This window comes from Sphingobacterium puteale, from assembly GCF_050986225.1.
Classification (GTDB): domain Bacteria; phylum Bacteroidota; class Bacteroidia; order Sphingobacteriales; family Sphingobacteriaceae; genus Sphingobacterium; species Sphingobacterium puteale.
Genome location: NZ_CP158959.1, coordinates 662,710 through 683,226, shown reverse-complemented (window position 1 = coordinate 683,226; position 20,517 = coordinate 662,710). Strand labels below are relative to the sequence as shown.

Here is a 20,517-nt window from a genome sequence, read left to right as displayed (position 1 = left end):
TGATTTTTATAAATATTAAGGGGTAAAATCTTAAATTTGAACTATAACCGCTATTTATCTATGAATTTCCTCATAAAGCAGATCCAAAACGTGGTCATCATAGCATGGCTATTTTGTCCTTTTATGCCTTGTTTGGGCCAGAATTTCAGTTTTGAGACACTAACACAGGACAATGTATTAGATAAACAGGCTGTTTTGACTATTGCGCAGGATAAAAAGGGAAAACTTTGGTTTGGCGGAGGGAATAATCTGTTTGTTTACGACTCACAAACTATTTTAAACCTTCGTGTTCAGGATAGCATATTCAACAAATTGGATTATATCAATAAGATTTGTATAAATGACAAAGATGATCTTTTTATAGCTACCGCAACACAAGTATTTATCTTCAACATTGACAAACGAAAGGCTGTATTGAGAAAAGGAAAGCCTTTTATAGAAAAACTCATTGTCTCGGATATACAAATTCTCTCAGGTCATATCTTTTTATGTACAAATAGAGGTCTATATATAGCTATTCCGGCTTCAGGCTCCTATGATTTTAAATTAATTTTAGATCGACCTCATACACAGACTATAGTTCAAACAGGACTAAACTCGTACACGATAGCTAGTTCCCACGGTCTTGAATCATTTATATACAAAAACAAACGAATATCTAAAATCCATAGCTTGGGGTTTCCCGTATTACCTCTAAAGGAACGAATATTTAGTACAATGCATTTTAAAGACAACATGCTCTGGGTAGGGACAAAATTACATGGTCTATTTCTGTTCAATTTTTCCAGTCGAAATTGGCGGAATCTAAGAGAAGAAAATAGTAACCTCCTGAGTAACAACGTCCGTAAAATCATCAGAAACGCAAATGGGGAGCTATTAATCGGAACGTTGAAAGGGCTTTCCGTTTTCACGGGGTCTCCTGCTTTCACAAATTACAAACATAATACGTCCATAAAAAACTCTCTCAGTCAAAACTCAATTTATGACATCTTTGTCGATAATCAAAAAGTGATCTGGCTAGGAACATATTTTGGAGGTATTAATGCAGTTTATCCTGATTTGATCCCTATCCGATCCTATTCTACACGTTCTTTATTAAAGCAACGTTTGAATAGCGATATCGTGGGTAGTTTTGCCGTTTCCAAAAATGCTGCTTGGATAGGCACTGAAGAAGAAGGAATCAATAAAATTGATAAAATTACGGGGAATACTAGTCCGCAACCGAAGCTGACCCGATCAAACCTGATAAAAGACCTTTATGTACGGGATGAAAAATTATATGCCGCACAATATGGTGGTGGCTACTCCATCATTGACCTAAAATCGGGTAACACCAAAAATTATCTCCTCGAAAAGGATCTCTTAAACCTGAAAAACAATATTTACAGCATTTACGTGGATCCTGCACAACGAATATATTTAGGTACAAATAAGGGGCTTTACATTAAGGAACAGGAAAAACCACCACAGTTTGATTCCTCGCTCGCAGCAAATACAATAGATGAGATACAGGCAGATGATAAACAACAGATTTATTTCCTGCAATCAGGAAGGCTATTTCGGAGAAAGACTTTTAGTACTACTATCCACCCCATAAAGCAAGTTGACTCACTTTACATAAATGGATTTTATGTAGCACCCAATGGTAATATTTGGCTCACTTCGAAGGGGGATTTATATCATTTCGATCTTAAAGATCGTTTAACCCTCATAGCACGCTTCCCAAATAACACCCTTGGCTGGCCAGTGATGATAGACAAACATTTCTGGATCAGCAGCAAAAATGGACTGATTTTTTTTGATCCGAGTACCAAGTATCATACGGTTCTTAATCAGTACGATGGTCTCCCCGTTAAGAACATGCAAGGAGCAAAGGTCTATAGCAGCGACGCCGCCGTCTTGTTCGTGACTACACTGAACGGCCTGGTTTCCATCGACACCCGAAAAATCACTTTTAATCAGAAGAAACCGAATGTGCTTTTTAGAAATATATTCCTTGAAGATACCCCATTAAACTATGGCCGCATCCAGCGAGGTGATCGGTCCAACAGCTATCAGTTGCAATTACGTTATGACGAGAATTTTATCACGGTCAATTTTTCAAGTTCCAATTTTATCAAACCACAGAAAAATAGATATCGTTATAAACTTGAAGGTTTTGACAAAGACTGGATAGAAACTAATACCCCAAGTATCAGATACACCAATATCCCCGAAGGTCGGCACACACTGACCGTATATGCCAGCAATAATGACGGCATCTGGAGCAGTACTCCGCTACAAATACATATAACTATAAAACCTCCGATCTGGCGCACCTGGTGGGCCTACCTCTTATACGCCGGACTATTTACTCTCGGGGTGCATTTTGTCATTAAGTTTGTCGTTGAACGCCAGATGCTGATCAATTCCGAACGGGAACAGGAAAAGAAAATCAAATTCTTTACACAAATTTCGCATGAAATCCGTACGCCGCTGACCTTGATCACCGCACCTCTGGATGAAATCATTACCGAAACCGCCAATTTATCGACCACCCAGTCTAAGATCAAACGGATTAAAAAGAACGCTGTTAAATTATTGGGGGTTGTTAACGAGCTACTTGATTTCAAAAAATTTGATGACAAGCACTTTATCCTGAAACAAAATGATATCCCTTTCAAAGAATATATTGAAGACACATTTTACCTCCTCAACGATCTTGCGCAGAATAAACATATCAATTATTATATCCGGAAATTAGATGCCGTAGGGTTACAATCCATAGACCCTGTTCAATTTGACAAGGTTATGTTCAATCTATTGTCAAATGCCATTAAGTATACGCCCGAGAATGGCACCGTTTATCTTGAGCTCCTTGAGAGTGAAGACAGCGTCATTATCAACATCGTTGATAACGGCATTGGCATTGCAACGGATAATCAATTCAAGATCTTTGAAGAATATTATCGGGAAGAACAGGCAAACGACAGCATAGGTACCGGAATCGGATTAGCGTTGACCAAACAGATTATCTTACAACATCAGGGAGAGATCCGTTGCTTTACAATGAAAGATGAACAAGGAGAATGGACGGTTTTTAGCCTACGTTTGCCAAAGCTATCGAAAGTCCGCGTGTCCTCTCCTACAGACCCTATGGTGACCGCAATAGATAATTCAAATTTAGCAACTCCGGCTGCCCCGGACAGATCTTTGCAACAGACCATTCTCATTGTCGAAGACAATAGAGAACTACTGGATACCATTGTCCATTTGTTTCAGGAAAGCTATACCGTCATCACGGCTGTCAATGGCGAAGATGCATTAACAAAAGCGCAAGAATATATCCCCGACCTGATCCTGTCTGACCTAATGATGCCTTATATGAACGGAGCTCAGTTATGCCAGGCAATAAAGACAAATATCACAACTAGCCATATTCCCGTTATCTTGCTGACCGCAGTGACAGACAGTGCCTCACAGACACAGGCCCTACAATTTGGAGCAAACATCTATCTAACCAAACCTTTTGACAATAGGCTATTGTTTCTATCTGTACAGAATCTCATCGCAATCAGCCGTAAAAAGAGCAGGGAATTTCAGGTTAAAAAGACAGATTTCGACAATGAACTGGATGCGCAATTTATTGCCACATTGGATCAACTGATTGAAGCAAATATCCAGTCGGAAGATTTTGACGTTAACTTTATATCCCGAAACATGGGAATGAGTGCGCCTATTCTCTACCGCAAGCTCAGAGCAATATCCAATCTGTCTATCAACAATTATGTCAAGATGTACCGACTTAATAAAGCCAGAGTGTTATTGAAATCTTCAATGAATATCAGTGAGGTCGCTTATTCCGTAGGATTTTCAGACAGAAAATACTTTAGTAAAGAATTCAAGAAACATTTCGGACATAATCCGTCTGAAGAAACGTCGGCCTCAGATCAAGACGGCTAAAACCATTACTTAAACAGGGATTGTTAAAATAAAGAAGCCACATTTTATGCTAAAAATATGGCTTCTTTATTTTGTGATATATATATATTTATTTTGCAATTTCTTTAATTATTGGCTCACCCGCCAACAATCTTTTATAGCGCACCAATGCTTCTACATAATAGTAATCAGCGTAGGTCAAAGGCACATCCACTTCTGAATTCAAGGGTAAAGCACCAACACTGTGCTGAAGAATATAGCCTCCATTTTGTCCGTATGGAGCCAGATAAGGTGCTTGCGATAGATTTTTAATTATTGTCTCGCCCTTGTTGAGGTAAAGTGCCGACTCACTGCCTTTAGTATATTGCGAAAGTTCCAGTAAGGCCGAAGCATACAACGCAGCAGCAGAAACGTCTCTTAGATCTTTATTCGGATACATTTTATCAGATGAAGCGATCTTATCCTTGTCAAAGTCCCAGTAAGGAATCAGATCTGAGGGTAAGTTTGGATTGTCAAGGATATATTTCGCTATCTGTTGCGCCTGCTTTAAAAATTCCTTCTTCTTTGTTTCACGGTACATCATCGTGTAACCATATAAAGCCCAACCTTGGCCACGCGACCATGCAGACTCATCAAAAGCACCCTGATGTGTTTTTTTAGATCGGACCTTACCCGTATTTTTATCATAATCTATCACATGATACGAACTATAATCTTTTCGAAAATGATTTTTTAGCGTCGTTTCGGCATGCGTGACCGCAATATCATAATACTTCTTATCACCTGTTACTTTAGAGACCTGTGTCAAAAACTCCAGGTTCATCATATTGTCTATAATGACGGGATAGTCCCAGGCCCCGTGATCCCACGAACGGATAGTTTTTGTCTTCGGACTATAACGCGATGCCAATGAATTGGCCCCTGTCGTTAAAACCGGTTCGTATTTCTGTGTATTTCCGGTCAACCGAAGGGCATTTCCAAAACTACAGAACAGCATAAAGCCCAGATCATGCGTCCCCTTATTATTTTTTTCCTTCTCCAGATAGGTCAATTTATCTTCAGCTTTCCGCAGCAGTTCCTGATCTTTGGTTCCTTCATATAAATAAAATAAAGTACCGGGATAGAATCCGGAACACCACCAACTCGATGACGAAAAAACCTCCTTCCCATTTTCAAATGTTTTTGGAAATTTATCCTTTGGCGTTTCTTTATCCAAAACCTTTATCTGCTTGGCAGCGCCGTCAAGTTGCTGCTGAATAAACTCTTTCGACAGGTTCAATTTTTCCGTTTGCCCCTGGGCCAGACTGCTTGTTCCCAAAGCAGCCCATACAATCATTAAGATTTGCTTTTCTAGTCTCATTATTTATATTCCCTTTTTACGTTATTGATTTTTAAGTCTTCGCACTATTTATTTTCACGGATAGCAGCTATGGCACCTTTATCGAGTTCTAATAGGATCAACCCATCCGCTTTTTTCGTGTACTGTCCTTTTCCAAGTATTTGAACGGATGGGTTCACTATATCAAGCCTGAGTTTTAATGATCCTCCATATTGACTTTTAATCTCAACGGCTACTGTGGCTCCGTTTTGTCGTCGTGCTGAAATCAAATAGCCTCCATCCACCAAAAAGTGACTGAACGAAACATCTTTCCATCTGTTTGGAACTGCCGGAAATATGCGTAATATTCCGTTCCAATATTGTAGGCACAATTCCTGTATACTTGCCATGGCTGCCAGCGGAGTTTCGATCACAGGACCACTTTCTGCATATAAGGTATTCGGTTTGATATATTTGTTCAACAAAACATCCAATGAAGCTAAAGCAGCATCGCCACGCCCCATCATTGCATACATGGAAGCAGCACCCGTAAATGAATAGCCTTGGAGCCATTGCTTTTTGCTCTGCCAATGCGCGATGGATTTTTCGATCAGTCTCCTATTCTCCCTTTGATCCCAGTTCACATCATAAAAAGGATAAATCATCATAAGATGCGAATAATGGCGATGTGATTCATCATAGGGTACGTCTTTGGCAATCATAAAACCATCACTGTTTTGTGGATATTCAACCAGATGGGTTAACACATCCTCCCATACAGCATGAAGTGGATCGTTACCCCCACGCTCATCGTCCAGTTCCAAGAGCGTCTTTAACCCCCACTTTAAAATAGACAGATCATAATTTGTATTGTAAGCAAATCCCTTAGCATATTCAGGTGAATAAGTTTTAACAGCGATGTGGTATTTTCCCGTTGCATCTTTTTCCATTAGATGCAAATGGTAGTTGACCGCTTCCTTCAAAAGTGAAAAGAGACGATCGTATACTTCTTGCGACAATGTTGCCCGATAATACTGATAGTAGCTATGCAGTAGCCACACCAGATTGCCAAGCTCTTTATCACCATCAGAAGCTTTTTCCAGGGAGACGCCTTTCTGCAGTAACACGGGGCTCCATAAATCCGGTCCCGATGATCGGCCTATGGCGATACTATTATAACGATAGGGCTCCGGGACATTTAAACGCAAATTGTCTTTATTCTGGTCGATCATCCGTATTAGGGATGTGGAGATATCCAAATGATTTGCTTTAAAAGTCGGTGAATAAGCAAGCTGCATATTCAGATTAAGCCAATAAGCAGGCCAAGGCGTAGCGCTTGTCCAAGGACCTTGCAGATCCATGGCTGGTTTATCCGAGCGCGTGGCACTCGCGAGCTTATACAATTGCATATCGTAGAAACCTTGGTAGATTGGATCCGGCAATTCAAGCGTAGATGCTTTAAAATAGTCTGTCCACCATTGACGATGCTCCTTCAGACTGGCATTGATCTTCCCTGCATCAAATTTCTGGAGATAGTCAAGTGTTTTTCTGGTAAAGTCTTTTCCAGCCTGACTGTAGCCGACTGTGATCACATAGGTATCAAGATCTTTGGACGAACGCAATAAGTAAGCAGTCGTATAACCGCCACCTGCTGTCAAGGGTTGTTCATAGAATTTTATCTGGCCCTCTTGTCCGTCGGTTCCGGTTGGATTGGGAAGGTAAGCCTTGGGTTTTGGGGTGTAGTTAAACTTCATGCGCGGACTGATTGCGGAATCGGCAATCCAATTGAACGTATACCTTCCTTTGAAATTCTTTTTTAACACCTCCAATAAAATAATGTTAGCATTAGAGAGCGTTGTGGTCCTTACTTTGATTGATCCCTGATCGGTCACAATCGTCGCCACAGCATATGCATCCTTCAAATAGATATCTCCTTTGGCCTGTTCGATCGTACAGCTCAAATCCAGATTGAAATAGCCTAGAGACAGACGGGCTTTATCAAACAGTTTATCAGCTGAATTGGCGCGATGGTCATATACATCTGTTCGGCCAATGTCAACCCGCACTGACTTTTCCCCGGACAGGTAAGTCATGGTCCCCAATAGACCGTTACCCGTGAATACCCCCTCATATATGGTATTTCCGAGCGGAGCAACCTTAAATTGCCCAAACCCTAGCATCTGTAGGGTTATGATATAAATAAGGATTAATAATAGTGTTCTCGGTCTCATCATATCGGTTTTCCTCTTTACAAGGCTCCATAAAGATGCCGTATTATCTAAGTATAATCAAGCTTGATTTACGAAAACGATTAAGTGACTTCTCAGGTTCCCATTAGCAAATCCGTTAATTTTTTTCTGGTGTCAGCGGTATAAATTCAAACTAAGCATACGATTCGGGCATCAATATGGGGCCAAAAATCATTTCGTCCCTACCAAAAACGGTCAAATACTCAGATATACAACTGGGCGCGCCAGACTGTGTCCACAAAATCTAGGCTTTTCGGCAGGGAATTCATTCGGGAGTAGTTACGTAACAATTCTGTTACTAAATTTACTTTTTCCGCAATAGAATCAAACGCCATATACGAAAGAAATGATTATAGAACCGCTCTTTTATTATTTTTTCATAAAACGAGAAGAAACAATACGTAAAATTTTAGTTATCAGTTTATATTTAACAGTTTTTTATCTATTTTTAGGTTCAATATCCAATTGCAGTTATTTTAACAGCCTAAAAGGATCAATTATAAAACAACTAATCCAACCAACATGAAAGAACAGAATTCATCAAGGCGTGATTTCATTAAAAAATCAGTGGTAGGTGCTGCAGCATTTTCTATTGTACCACGTTTTGTACTTGGAGGCCAGGGCTATCTTGCTCCAAGTGATCATCTAACTAAAGGAGTAATTGGCGTCGGAAATATGGGCCGTGGACATTTCGGCTATGCCGGGACAAAAACAGTTGCCATTTGTGACGTTGACAAAAGCCATCTTGCGGCAGCGCAAAACGACTTGGGGGGCGGTGTAAAAGAATACCACGATTTCAGAGAATTAATCAAATCTCCTGAAGTAGACATTGTCCACATTGCCACGCCACCACACTGGCATGGTCTTATGTCCATCGAAGCCGCTAAAGCAGGAAAAGATATCTGGTGTGAAAAACCAATGACACGGACCATCGGTGAAGGTAAGAAAGTAAAAGAAGCGATAGCACAGCATGGAAATATGTTCCGTTTAAATACATGGTTCCGTTTCAAAGACGATTTTTATGGAATGAATGTTCCTGTCAGTAAAATCAAAAAACTGGTCGATACAGGCATGTTGGGTTGGCCATTAAAAGTGACAATAAGTAAGCATACAGGGTTTGACTGGAAATTCTATTGGGTGGGAAAAGAAAACCTACCCGAAGAACAAGTTCCGGCTGAGCTGGATTACGAATTTTGGCTGGGTCCCGCTCCTTATAAGCCATATAACAAACACCGTGTACACACTACTTTTAGAGGATATTGGGATTATGACGGGGGCGGATTAGGTGATATGGGGCAACATTACATGGATCCCGTGCAATATTTCCTCGGTAAGGACAACGAAAGCCCGGTGACCGTTGATGTCGATGCACCACAGCAACACCCAGATGCGGTGGGTACGTGGAGACGCATTACGTTTACTTACGCCGATGGTTGTCAGATCATTTTAGATGGCGAAGCCAAAGATGAAAAAGCAGCTTATATCGAAGGTCCAAAAGGCAAACTGTACAAAGGCTTTGCGTCTGATATTCCAGATTTGGAAAGAAAACTAGCGCAGTATCCAGAGCCTGCTCCGCAGATTACAGACTTTTTGGAGTCTGTCCGGACACGCGAAAAATTTGCCCTCAATGAAATAAATGGACATCGCTCCTGTACATTAGTCAATATGGGACTGGCAGCCCTTCGTCTCAACCGCTCATTGAAATACGATTCTCAAAATGAGCAATTTATTGATGATGATGCGGCAAACCGTTTAATTCACCAACCAATGCGAGGTCCTTGGTCCATCTAACAATTATAATCCGATGAAATATCATGAACAAAAGAGACATCAGAAAACAGATGGATAGCAATCGCCATGATACTTCATGCCGATAAAAGATAAAAATCTCAATGAAACCATCATGATTTATTCAATTACATAAGGAAATGAATACATCTGATCGCTTCGTCACAAATGAAAAACAGATTTAAACGGATGAAAAAGATATTTAATTCGCTGGCTGTATTACTCCTCATCTCGAGTGCTTCATACGCCCAGCAACCGCAAAATAGAACCACAGCTACCAAAATAGCTGACGTACTGGCCCAACAACCGGCAGAGGAAAAAGAAAAGTTTCTACTCGCCATGCACGAACTGGAAGGATTTACTTCCGATGACATCGTTGCTTTCCTAAAAGGCCTAAAAGCTCCCGGAAGTAATAATGCGCCTATTGAATTTGCTGCCAATAGCTATTCTTTTTATGTCAATCAACCCGGAAAAGAACAGCAAAAAAAGATATTTGTTGAAGGCTTAGCAAAATCTATCACACAACTGAACGAACCTACAAATCAAGTTTTCGCTTTGCGTTTACTCCGCCAATGTGCGGACAACTCCGCAGTCCCTGCTGTCGCAAACTGTTTAACAAACGATTACCTCGCTGATGCAGCTGCAAGAACTTTGGTATCTATCCGTACCAGCGAGTCCGCTGCGGCGCTGGAAAAAGCCCTAGCTGCCTCAACGACTGAAAAAACTACTATCGCCATCGTTACCGCATTAGGTGACTTAAAAGTTACCAATGCGGAAAATGCCATTTTAAATTTAACGCAAAAATATAATTCAGATGCTTTCCAACGCACAGCGTTGATCGCTCTCAGTAAAATTGGCGGTACAGCTTCGGCGCCTTTATTTCAAAATAAATTAAACGATGCGGCATACAGCTACGATAAATTTGATGCTGTAGGACTAGGTATTGATTATGCGCAATCGCTGATCGACAATAAGCATGATCAAGACGCAGTCAAATTCCTCAATAAATTCTTTCAGGAATCACAAAAAGCAAAATCCATTAACGGACAATTTGCCTCGTTGAAACTATTGGCAGCCATCGATCCAAAAAAGCAACAAAAAAACCTGCTGTCAGCCGTAAAGAGTGATAATGGCGCATACCGTAATCTCGCATTACAATTGCTGGGCAAATATGGCAAAGGCAATGATGCCAAAAGCCTGCTCGCTTTAGCGAGTAAAGGTACTCCAGAAGTACAGGAAAGTGTACTAAATTACCTTGCACATAACGGATCTGCAAGCAGTTTAACTGCAATCCAGGCCTTAGTCGGCAAAGCGACATCTCCAGTCACAAAATTGGCCGGACTAAGCGCAATCAACACGCTTTCACAGGGCAAAGAAACCAATACCTTAATTCAGGCCTTCGATGCGGACCAAGAGTTCAATAATTCTGTTAAGGCACTTATCCTTTCTTCCAAGGACGCCAATGTGATCAATGATGTCAATAACGCGCTTGCGACTGTTGATGACAGCAAAAAAATTCAGTTACTGGATATATTGAGTAAACGTTCCAATAGCGCTTCGTCAAAAGCAGTATTGGCAATCAAAACAGCAAACCCTTCCGTTGAGGAAGCGATAAATAAAGCGTTACCTAATGTCGCTCAGGAATCCGATCTCGAAGAACTTTTCAATAGACTGAACAATACCTCAGATCAGAAATCCGCCGCTTTACTGCAAAAAGCGATTGTCAATGTCGTCCAATCAAGCCCAAATGCCAACGGACTAACAGGAAAACTAGCTGCCAATATTTCAAAATCGGCAGCTCCTAGTGCTTCAAAATACTTTCCTATTTTTGCTGGACTCGGTGATGACCAATCCTTAAAAGCAGTTAGCAATTACGTGAATAATAACAATCCGGAGTTGAGGACTGCAGCAATTACCTCATTGTCTAGTTGGTCATCTGCGAATGCCCTTCCCGAACTGGTATCATTATCCAGGACGGAAAAAGACGAAAACTTATTCAATACAGTTTATAAAGGATTAATCAAATCCATTTCATCTTCGACAAATACTGCAGATCAGAAAACACTGTTGTTGCGCGACGCTTTTAGTGTTGCAAAAACAGTAGAACAGAAGAAAGCCGCACTTGCAGCCCTGCAGCCAACAGGTACCTATCAAGCTTTTATTTTTGCTGCGGACAAAATGGCTGATCCACAATTAGGCGAATCTGCTGCGAATACCGCCATGAACATAGCCATGGATAATAAATATTATGGTAGCAAAGTAAGGGAAGTCTTAGAGCAGGTCATAGGTAAATTGTCAGGTAGTGAGAGTGGCTACCTGAAAGAAGCCGTAGTTCGTTACCTTTCTGAAATGCCAATAAAAGAGGGTTATGTATCGCTTTTTAATGGTAAAGACCTAAGTGGTTGGAAGGGATTGGTCGCTGATCCGATCAAACGGAGTAAAATGAATGCCAAAACATTGGCAGCTGAACAAGCCAAAGCAGACGACATCATGCGCAAAGGCTGGTCAGCATCAAATGGCGAAATTGTTTTTAGCGGAAAAGGAGATAACCTGGCGACAATAAAACAATACGGAGATTTCGAGATGTTAGTTGACTGGAAATTGGAGAACTATGGTGGCATAGAGGGTGATGCCGGTATCTATTTGAGAGGTACACCACAAGTTCAGATCTGGGATATTGCCAACACTAGAGTCGGTGCACAAGTCGGTTCGGGAGGATTGTACAATAATCAAAAAAATGAAAGCAAACCGTTAAAAGTGGCTGACAATGCCACGGGCGAATGGAATACGTTCAAAATTAAAATGCAGGGCGAAAATGTCTCTGTTTGGTTAAATGGTCAATTAGTTACCGATAATATCCCGCTTGAAAATTACTGGGATAGAAATCAATCCATTTTCCCTACAGAACAGATTGAACTGCAGGCTCATGGTTCAGTGGTTTACTATAGGGATCTCTTTATCAAAGAATTCCCCAGAAGACAAGTTTTTAAACTAAGTGAGCAAGAGAAAAAAGAAGGATTCGATGTCCTATTTGATGGAACAAATCTCGACAAATGGACTGAAAACAAAGCTTATGTAATAAATGACGAAGGTTATATCTGGGTATATCCCAATGCAAAATTCGGTGGCAACTTATATACAAAAGAAGAATATGCTGATTTTATTTATCGCTTTGACTTCAAATTGACTCCCGGAGCTAACAATGGCGTTGGGATTCGTGCTCCATTAGAAGGAGATGCGGCTTATGAAGCTATGGAAATCCAAGTACTGGATGACGGTGCAGATGTGTATAAAGACCTAAAACCTTACCAGTACCACGGTTCTATCTATGGCGTGGTAACGGCCAAAAAAGGACATTTAAAACCATTGGGCGAGTGGAATTCTGAAGAAATATATGTAAAAGGCAATCGTGTTAAAGTAACTTTAAATGGTACCGTTATTGTTGATGCAGATATCGCTGAAGCGAGTAAAAATGGAACACTGGATGGAAAACAACACCCTGGTTTAAAACGTACAAGTGGCCATATAGGTTTCTTGGGCCATGGAACTGAAGTATTCTTCAAAGATATCCGAGTTAAAAAACTCAAATAACTTCCTGAAGTGCAGAAAAAGGGGATAAGGAATCTTATCCCCTTTTTGCTAAAAGACCGGCTTGTTTGACAAGTGAGAAAAATAACAGAATGATTCCAAAAACTTTTATTAAATTAAAGATCTGGGATTCTAATTCAAAATATGATGTTTTATGACTAAAGCCGTAAACCTATTGATTAACAAAAAATTGGATAGCAAGCCTGAAAAGAAAAATCTATTCAATAAACTTTCTATTATAAAATTAATAGCCGAATTAGGATCTGTATCAGTAAACGACATCGTAAAAAACCTTTCGTTAAGCCTTCCAACGGTCAACAGCCTGATTGCGGAACTATTGGAAGACAATATCGTTCGTCAATTTGACAAGGGAGAATCCATCGGTGGTCGCAAACCCAACCTATATCGGCTATGTGACGGGTTATTTCAAGTACTATGTATAGAACTTCAACGTTTCTCCATTACACTGAGTATTATGGACAATAATCAAAATATTGTTGCTGAAACTGTTGAGCTGGACAATGAGTTATCCCGCAACGCGGATAATCTTCATGACATTACAAAAATTATTGACCAATATTTACTGGAAAAAGCGGTAGATACCGAAAATCTAACCGGACTGATCATTAGTATGCCTGGACTAATCAATGCTGAGGAAGGAACAAATGAAACGTTTTTACACGATGCTTCACAATCTATCACAGCATATTTCGAAGACAAATACCAAAAGCCCGTATACATACTCAATGATGTGAAGGGTGCTGCGTATGCGGAATTGAAATTCGGTTTAGCCAAAAACACCAAGAATAGTCTTATTATACTAATGGATTGGGGAATAGGTCTTGGAATAGTTTCTAATGGCGAAGTTTATCTCGGGCGTGACGGTTACTCGGGCGAGGTAGGGCATATGCCATTTATTGATAACGGCGAATTGTGTTATTGTGGCAAAAGAGGCTGTCTCGAAACGGTGGCCTCCGGAATTGCCTTGGTCAACAATGCAAAGCAGGAGATCGAGAAAGGTGAGCTTACCAAACTCAATGAGTTGCAGAAAGAAGAGTTAGATCACTTAACACCGACGCACGTGATCGAAGCAGCTAATAAGGGCGACCAATTCGCAATAAATCAAATTTCTAAACTAGGCACCAACCTCGGGAAGGCGTTTGCCTCCCTGATCCAGCTGCTCAATCCCGAATTAATTGTACTGGGAGGAAAAATTGCCAAAGCCAATGAGTTAATTACAATCCCTATACAACAGGCAATCAATTCATATACGATGGCTATTTTAAAAGAACATTGCGATATCAAAGTATCAAGCCTGAATCTAGACAGCAACACGATCGGTTTGACAAACTATTTTATCACAAAGTATCTGTCTGTCGAATTGCAACAGAAATCCAAAATCTAAAACTGACCTGTACTCAACAATACCAGAGTACAGGCTCTTTCAGTTTTTATACCATTTTCCATTGCCAGCTGTTCCAGTTCAGCATTTTCCGCACCCGGATTAAAAATAATACGCTTTGGTTTGGTCTCCAAAATATAGTTATAATATTCTTTCTGATTCTGTTCGCCAAGATACATGGTCACCGTGTCAATATCAGTATGTATGTCACCTTTCTTTTCAATAGGTACACCGGCCGCTTCTCCACCGCTCAAACCAATATTAACAATATCATGTCCGTGTTTACGGAGCATATTCGCGGCTTTATTTGAATAGCGCGAAGGATTTGTACTGGCACCTAAGATTAACGTCTTTTTCATCCTTATACTTTTTTGTTCATCAATGATTTATCTCTAAAAACCTGCCTATCGTCCTCTTTATATCCGGCATCCGGTTATCAACTTATCAACGCCCAAAGTAAAGTTATGCATTCATTTTATTATGGATGAACATAGAATTATTCATCAATAATAAAGTCACCATGAGTGCTATAAGCATTCTTACGTAAAACTGGCATTCCTAAAATTTTATAAAGCTCATCCAATTTCACCAAACTGCCATTTGTCATATTCGAAAGTAAAACAATAACAATATTTCTTTTCAGATCCCGTACATAGATGTGACGAAAACCGTGCCACCATCCGGTATGATAAACAATATGGTCGTTCCCATGTTCAAAAGTTCGCCATCCATATCCATAGCTAAAAATACCTTTTTTTGCATCAGGGTAACCACGGTAAGCCGAATCCAACGTCGATTGTTTTAATAAACGGCCATCACGAAGCGCTAAATCAAAACGGTAAAGGTCTCGTACTGTACTATAAATTCCCTTATCTCCCAACGGGCCGTCCTGAAAATTCTGTACCACTGATCTACGCCATATCTTATCATGTCCAATGACATTGGTCGGTATCTTTTCGTATACGGCTTTTGACAGCGCAGCGGTATTGGTCATTCCGGCAACATTGAAAACACTGTCTTTCATATATGTTGCATAATCCTGTTTCGATACCTTCTCGATAATAGCGCCTAAGACCATAAAATTGGAATTATTATAGAAAAACCGTCCGCCGGGAGCGCCATATCTGTTCGGCTTAAACTCCGTTAGCATTTTCATAACATCCTGATTAGTCATTCCTTTTTTGCGGTCGGGCCAATGTTTCTCTGAAAAATAGACATAATTTGGTAGGCCTGACCGATGGGTCAGTAACATTTTGACCGTAATACCGGGATAAGGAAAATCTGGATAAAAATCATTAATTGTCTGGTCCAGGCGTAATTTTCCTGCTTCGACCAATTTCAATGTACCAACAGCAGTTAAAGGTTTAGAGACTGACGCCAATTCGAACTTATCATCAATATCCAAACTATCACGTTTCAGGTAGTTGGCCCAGCCAAATGTATTTTGATATAGAATTTTACCATCCTTCGCCACCAGCACATTTCCGTTAAATGCAGATCTCGAATGCAGGTTTTTCATAAATGCATCAATATTGGGGTCTGCATTCTGAGGGTTGTAAATAAGTCTTGTACTATCTATTTTTGCCTGTGCTATCGCCGCTTCTTTTTGTTTTTTCTCTTTTGAACTACAGGCAACTGTAGATGCCAACAAAAGAGCTACCATTCCCTTTAAAAAAAATAATTTCACGTATTGTATCTCCCGGATTTTCTATTTTATGTTATGTTTACCCCTATCTCGAAGGTAAATCTGCGCCTCGTCTTCATACGATTTATACATCGCAATTATCTCATGCCCGTTCCATTCTGTGTATTCTTTTTGAATTTCAATAAAGAACCGAGTTTAAATATAATAATGCTAAAATGAAGATTTTAGTATAAAAAAACGAATTTTTAGCACAAAAAAAGCCACTTTATTCCTAAAGTGGCTAATATTTTATTGGTATCAAAAATCTATGCTAACAACCGAACTGGATTTTCTACCAATGCTTTTAATGTCTGTAAGAATGCAGCCCCTGTAGCGCCATCTACCACACGGTGGTCACAGCCCAAAGTTACTTTCATTATATTACCGGGAACTACAGCACCATTTTTCACAACCGGAACTGCCTGGATAGCTCCTACTGAAAGAATAGCTCCGTCAGGAGAGTTAATAATAGATGTAAACTCATCTATACCAAACATACCCAAGTTGGAAACTGTGAATGTAGAACCTTCCCAATCTGCTGGTTGTAATTTTTTAGCCTTCGCTTTTTGAGCAAAATCTTTCACCTCAGCAGAGATGTGAGATAATGATTTACCATCAGCAAAACGCACTACGGGAACTAACAAGCCATCTTCAACAGCCATAGCAACACCAATGTTTGTATGCTCATTGAAACGGATCTTATCTCCCTGCCAAGAAGAATTCACAGCTGGATGTTTTTTCAATGCTACTGCGACAGCTTTCACGACGATGTCATTGAAAGAAACCTTTACTGGTGCGATCTCATTAATTTGAGCACGAGCAGCCATGGCATTGTCCATATCGATAGACACTGTCAAATAGAAATGCGGCGCAGTGAACAATGATTCAGCCAAACGGCGCGCAATTGTTTTACGCATTTGATTGACCGGTTTTTCTGTATAGCGTTCTTCACCAACATAGGTAGGTAAAGTAATTGCTTTTGTTTCTGTAGCCGGAGCTGCTGCAGCTGCAGTTTCAGCTGTTTTCGCTGCAGTCGGAACAAAGGACTCAACATCTTTTTTCACGATACGGCCACCATCTGCTGACCCTTTGATATCACTCAAATTGATTCCTTTTTCCTTTGCGATCTTACGTGCCAAAGGAGAAGCTTTTACACGTGAATCGTCACTAGTAGTGGACGGAACTGGCGCAGCAGTTGCAGCCGGAGCCGAGTCAGCTTTAGGAGCCTCCGCAGTTTCTGCTTTCGCAGGAGCAGATTTTTGATTTAATAAAGGTGTGATATCAGTTCCGGCAGGGCCAACGATAGCAATAATATCATTTACTTTTGCAGCTTCGCCGGCCTCAAGGCCAACATATAACAACGTACCATCGGCATAAGCCGTAACTTCCATTGTCGCTTTGTCCGTTTCTACATCGGCAATAGCATCATCCGATTTAATCGTGTCACCAACTTTGAAATTCCATTGCGCAATAACACCTTCTTTCATGGTATCACTCAACAAAGGCATTGTGATCACAGTACATCCCAATTCCTCAGGAGTCACTGTGTCAGCCGAAGATTCTGGACCAGAAACTTCTTCTGTTTTTTTTTCTTCAGTTTTTTCTGGCGCTTTTTCAGCTGCAGGAGCATCTCCGCTCAACAAAGCCTGAAAATCTTCACCGGGCTCACCCAAAACAGCGATAACAGCATCGATCGCTACTGCTTCACCCTCTTTTGGGCCAATATATAAAAGAGTACCTTCTTGGTAAGACTCGAAGTCCATTGTAGCTTTATCTGTTTCAATTTCAGCTACTAAATCACCAGAATTTACTTTATCGCCAACTTTTTTGTGCCATTTTGCGATGACCCCTTCGGTCATTGTATCGCTCATTTTCGGCATTCTTACTACTTCAGCCATTCTGTATTATATTATCAAGTTAAAGAGTATTAATCTAAAATAAATGGATAGTCTTGTTGTACATAGACATCTTTGTACAATTCGTCCGCTGTTGGATAAGGAGATTCCTCCGCAAATTTCACAGACTCATCAACTACTTTTTTCACATCAGCTTCAACCTCCGCAAACCAAGCATCATCCGCATATTTGTTTTCCAAAATAGCATGTTTAGTCGCTAATAATGGATCGCGATCTTTATAGGCTTCCAATTCCTCTTTCGTACGATATTTCGCAGGGTCAGACATAGAGTGTCCTTTGTAACGGTAAGTACGGATTTCTAAGAATGTAGGTCCTTCGCCAGCACGGGCACGTTGAACAGCTTCGTCCATTGCGTTGTGTACAGCAACAACATCCATACCGTCAACAGGAGCTGAAGGCATATCAAAACCTAATCCCATTTTGTAAATGTCTTGCATGTTAGTGGTACGCTGTACAGAAGTACCCATTGCATAACCGTTGTTTTCACAAACGAAGATAACAGGTAGTTTCCAAAGCATCGCCATGTTTAGTGTTTCGTTGAATGCACCTTGACGTACAGCCCCATCGCCCATATAACAGATGTTTACATTATCTGTACCAAGGTATTTCTCAGCAAATGCGATACCAGCACCTAAAGGAATCTGACCACCGACAATACCATGGCCACCCATGAATTTATGTTCTTTAGAAAAAAAGTGCATAGAGCCTCCTTTACCTTTCGAACAACCAGTGATCTTTCCATATAATTCAGCCATACAAGCATTTGCAGAAACGCCTTTAGCCAAAGCGTGGGCGTGATCACGATAAGCAGTGATTAAAGAATCCTCAGGCTTAATTACCGACATCGTTCCAGCGACTACTGCCTCTTGTCCTATGTACAAGTGACAGAAACCACGAATCTTTTGCTGTCCGTAAAGTTGACCTGCTTTTTCTTCAAACTTACGCATAAGTAACATAGACTTATACCACTCCAAATATGTCTCTTTTGTTATAGGTGTTGAACTCATTTCAAAGTTTTGATTTTCTTACAATTCTAGACTACAAATCTAATAATTTTGGATGAATTTCCTTGGTCAAAAATCAATTTTATTTACACTTTAAGACACTTCTAAGACATTTGATTTAAAGTATATAGCATTTTTTAACAAATAAATGAATGGCACAACCAAATAAATCAAAAACTTATGAAAATAAAAAAGCCAAAGGACTTGATAATCATTTGGCTTTATCTTTTTTATACAAATTATTTGCTAGCGAAGTTTTTGGATAAGCTCATTTTCGGTAACCTTCACCTGTTCTCCGCTTTCCATGTCCTTGAGCGATAACTGACCAGAAGAAACTTCTTCTTCCCCGACCAATAAGACATAAGGAATCCCTTTTCCATCGGCATAGCCCATTTGTTTTTTTAGTTTCACTGGTGCAGCATACAATTCAACAGCAATATTTTCTTTGCGAAGTTTATTGAGCAAACTCAGTGTATAGGTTTCAAGTTGCTTCTCAAAATTGATAATCAACAGCTTGGTAGAATCTGCTTTGTTTGCTGGAAATAAATTCAATTCCTCCAGGACGTCATATATACGGTCAGCTCCAAAAGAAACACCAACACCGGTTAGGTCCTTCAGACCGAACATCCCGGTAAGGTCATCGTAGCGTCCGCCACCGCCTATACTGCCCATGGCAACTTCATTTGTCTTCACCTCAAAGATACAGCCTGTATAATAATTGAGACCTCGCGCCAAGGTAATATCCAGATCAACAATATGGGTCAACAGTGTGGTATCCCCGCTCAACTTAGTAATATAATCGAAGACTTCCTCAATTTCAGTTATGCCTTTTAAACCAATCAAAGAATCCGCCAAGATAGATTTTAGTGATGCAAGTTTCTCCTTATTTGAACCTTCCAATAAGATGATCGGTTTCAAAAGATTCAGATCAGCTTCGGTAAAACCTCTTTCCAGCAGCTCTTTATTGACCCCATCCAATCCAATTTTATCCAATTTATCAATGGCGACAGTCATATCGACAATAAGCTCCGGCTTCCCGATAATTTCGGCGATACCAGAAAGGATCTTCCGGTTGTTGATTTTAATATTAAAATCCTTCAGTCCAAAACGTTCGAAAGCCTCTTGATAAATCAGAATAAATTCAGCTTCATTCAGCAAGCTTTCTGATCCCACCACATCAACATCACATTGGTAAAATTCACGGTAACGGCCTCTTTGTGGACGATCCGCACGCCAGACAGGTTGTACTTGAAACCGCTTAAATGGTAAGGAGATCTCATTTTGATGCATCACAACGTAACGTGCAAAAGGCACCGTCAGATCATATCTTAGTGCTTTTTCACTAATATGTGGAATGAGTTTATTTGAATTTTTATCATGAAGTAGACCATCTGGGGCTTTTGCCAAATAATCTCCGGAATTAAGGATCTTAAAGATCAATTTATCACCTTCATCACCGTATTTACCTGTTAGGGTCGTTAAATTCTCAAATGAAGGTGTCTGTATTTCATTGTAACCATATTTTTTAAACACAGCTTTCAATGTGTCAAAAATATAATTACGTTTGATCATTTCGGAAGGCGAAAAATCACGGGTTCCTTTCGCCAAGGAAGGTTTTACTGTTGCCATATCCGGCAAAGTTAATAT

General features: G+C 40.2%; 11 protein-coding genes. 4 read left to right on the top strand and 7 right to left on the bottom strand.

All coding sequences use genetic code 11. The features are described 5' to 3' along the window. The first annotated feature begins 60 nt into the window (after positions 1-60). Positions 61-3,942, top strand: a complete 3,882-nt coding sequence (locus ABTV71_RS02715; RefSeq protein WP_433902199.1) for a hybrid sensor histidine kinase/response regulator transcription factor — start codon at positions 61-63, stop codon at positions 3,940-3,942. An 88-nt stretch (positions 3,943-4,030) separates the two neighbouring features. Here ABTV71_RS02715 and ABTV71_RS02710 read toward each other — a convergent pair whose 3' ends face one another. Together ABTV71_RS02710 and ABTV71_RS02705 are read right to left on the bottom strand one after the other, a co-directional pair. Beyond that, positions 4,031-5,281: a glycoside hydrolase family 88 protein gene (locus ABTV71_RS02710; RefSeq protein WP_121124458.1), complete on the bottom strand. Its 1,251-nt coding sequence runs from the start codon at positions 5,279-5,281 to the stop codon at positions 4,031-4,033. A gap of 44 nt (positions 5,282-5,325) precedes the next feature. Continuing rightward, entirely contained in the window at positions 5,326-7,473 is a 2,148-nt protein-coding gene (locus ABTV71_RS02705; protein WP_433902198.1) for a glycosyl hydrolase family 95 catalytic domain-containing protein, read from the bottom strand. 537 nt (positions 7,474-8,010) lie between these two features. Between ABTV71_RS02705 and ABTV71_RS02700 the strand changes: the two genes are divergently transcribed. The 3 genes from ABTV71_RS02700 (at position 8,011) to ABTV71_RS02690 (ending at position 14,269) form a co-directional block, all read left to right on the top strand. Further along, on the top strand, positions 8,011-9,279 hold the full coding sequence (locus ABTV71_RS02700) for a Gfo/Idh/MocA family oxidoreductase (protein WP_121124456.1): 1,269 nt from the start codon (positions 8,011-8,013) through the stop codon (positions 9,277-9,279). Positions 9,280-9,465: 186 nt separating this feature from the next. Beyond that, entirely contained in the window at positions 9,466-12,867 is a 3,402-nt protein-coding gene (locus tag ABTV71_RS02695; RefSeq protein ID WP_433902197.1) for a family 16 glycoside hydrolase, read from the top strand. Positions 12,868-13,018: 151 nt separating this feature from the next. Continuing rightward, the gene (locus ABTV71_RS02690) at positions 13,019-14,269 is read left to right on the top strand and encodes an ROK family protein (protein WP_121124454.1); all 1,251 of its coding nucleotides are present in this window, start codon (positions 13,019-13,021) and stop codon (positions 14,267-14,269) included. On the opposite strand, the gene ABTV71_RS02685 is transcribed toward ABTV71_RS02690, so the two are convergent. The 5 genes from ABTV71_RS02685 to hisS all read right to left on the bottom strand — a co-directional run bounded on the left by ABTV71_RS02685 (position 14,266) and on the right by hisS (position 20,499). Next, positions 14,266-14,625, bottom strand: a complete 360-nt coding sequence (locus ABTV71_RS02685) for a CoA-binding protein (protein WP_121124453.1) — start codon at positions 14,623-14,625, stop codon at positions 14,266-14,268. The two genes, ABTV71_RS02690 and ABTV71_RS02685, sit on opposite strands and share 4 nt — an antisense overlap. Before the next feature lie 137 nt (positions 14,626-14,762). After that, on the bottom strand, positions 14,763-15,953 hold the full coding sequence (locus tag ABTV71_RS02680) for a serine hydrolase domain-containing protein (protein WP_121124452.1): 1,191 nt from the start codon (positions 15,951-15,953) through the stop codon (positions 14,763-14,765). A gap of 263 nt (positions 15,954-16,216) precedes the next feature. Then, complete coding sequence (locus ABTV71_RS02675; protein ID WP_121124451.1) at positions 16,217-17,848, bottom strand: dihydrolipoamide acetyltransferase family protein; 1,632 nt, start codon at positions 17,846-17,848, stop codon at positions 16,217-16,219. A gap of 29 nt (positions 17,849-17,877) precedes the next feature. Continuing rightward, positions 17,878-18,873, bottom strand: a complete 996-nt coding sequence (gene pdhA, locus ABTV71_RS02670) for a pyruvate dehydrogenase (acetyl-transferring) E1 component subunit alpha (RefSeq protein WP_120261760.1) — start codon at positions 18,871-18,873, stop codon at positions 17,878-17,880. A 243-nt stretch (positions 18,874-19,116) separates the two neighbouring features. Next, a complete protein-coding gene (gene hisS / locus ABTV71_RS02665) occupies positions 19,117-20,499 on the bottom strand; it encodes a histidine--tRNA ligase (RefSeq protein ID WP_433902196.1) in 1,383 nt (460 codons plus the stop codon). Positions 20,500-20,517 lie beyond the last annotated feature (18 nt).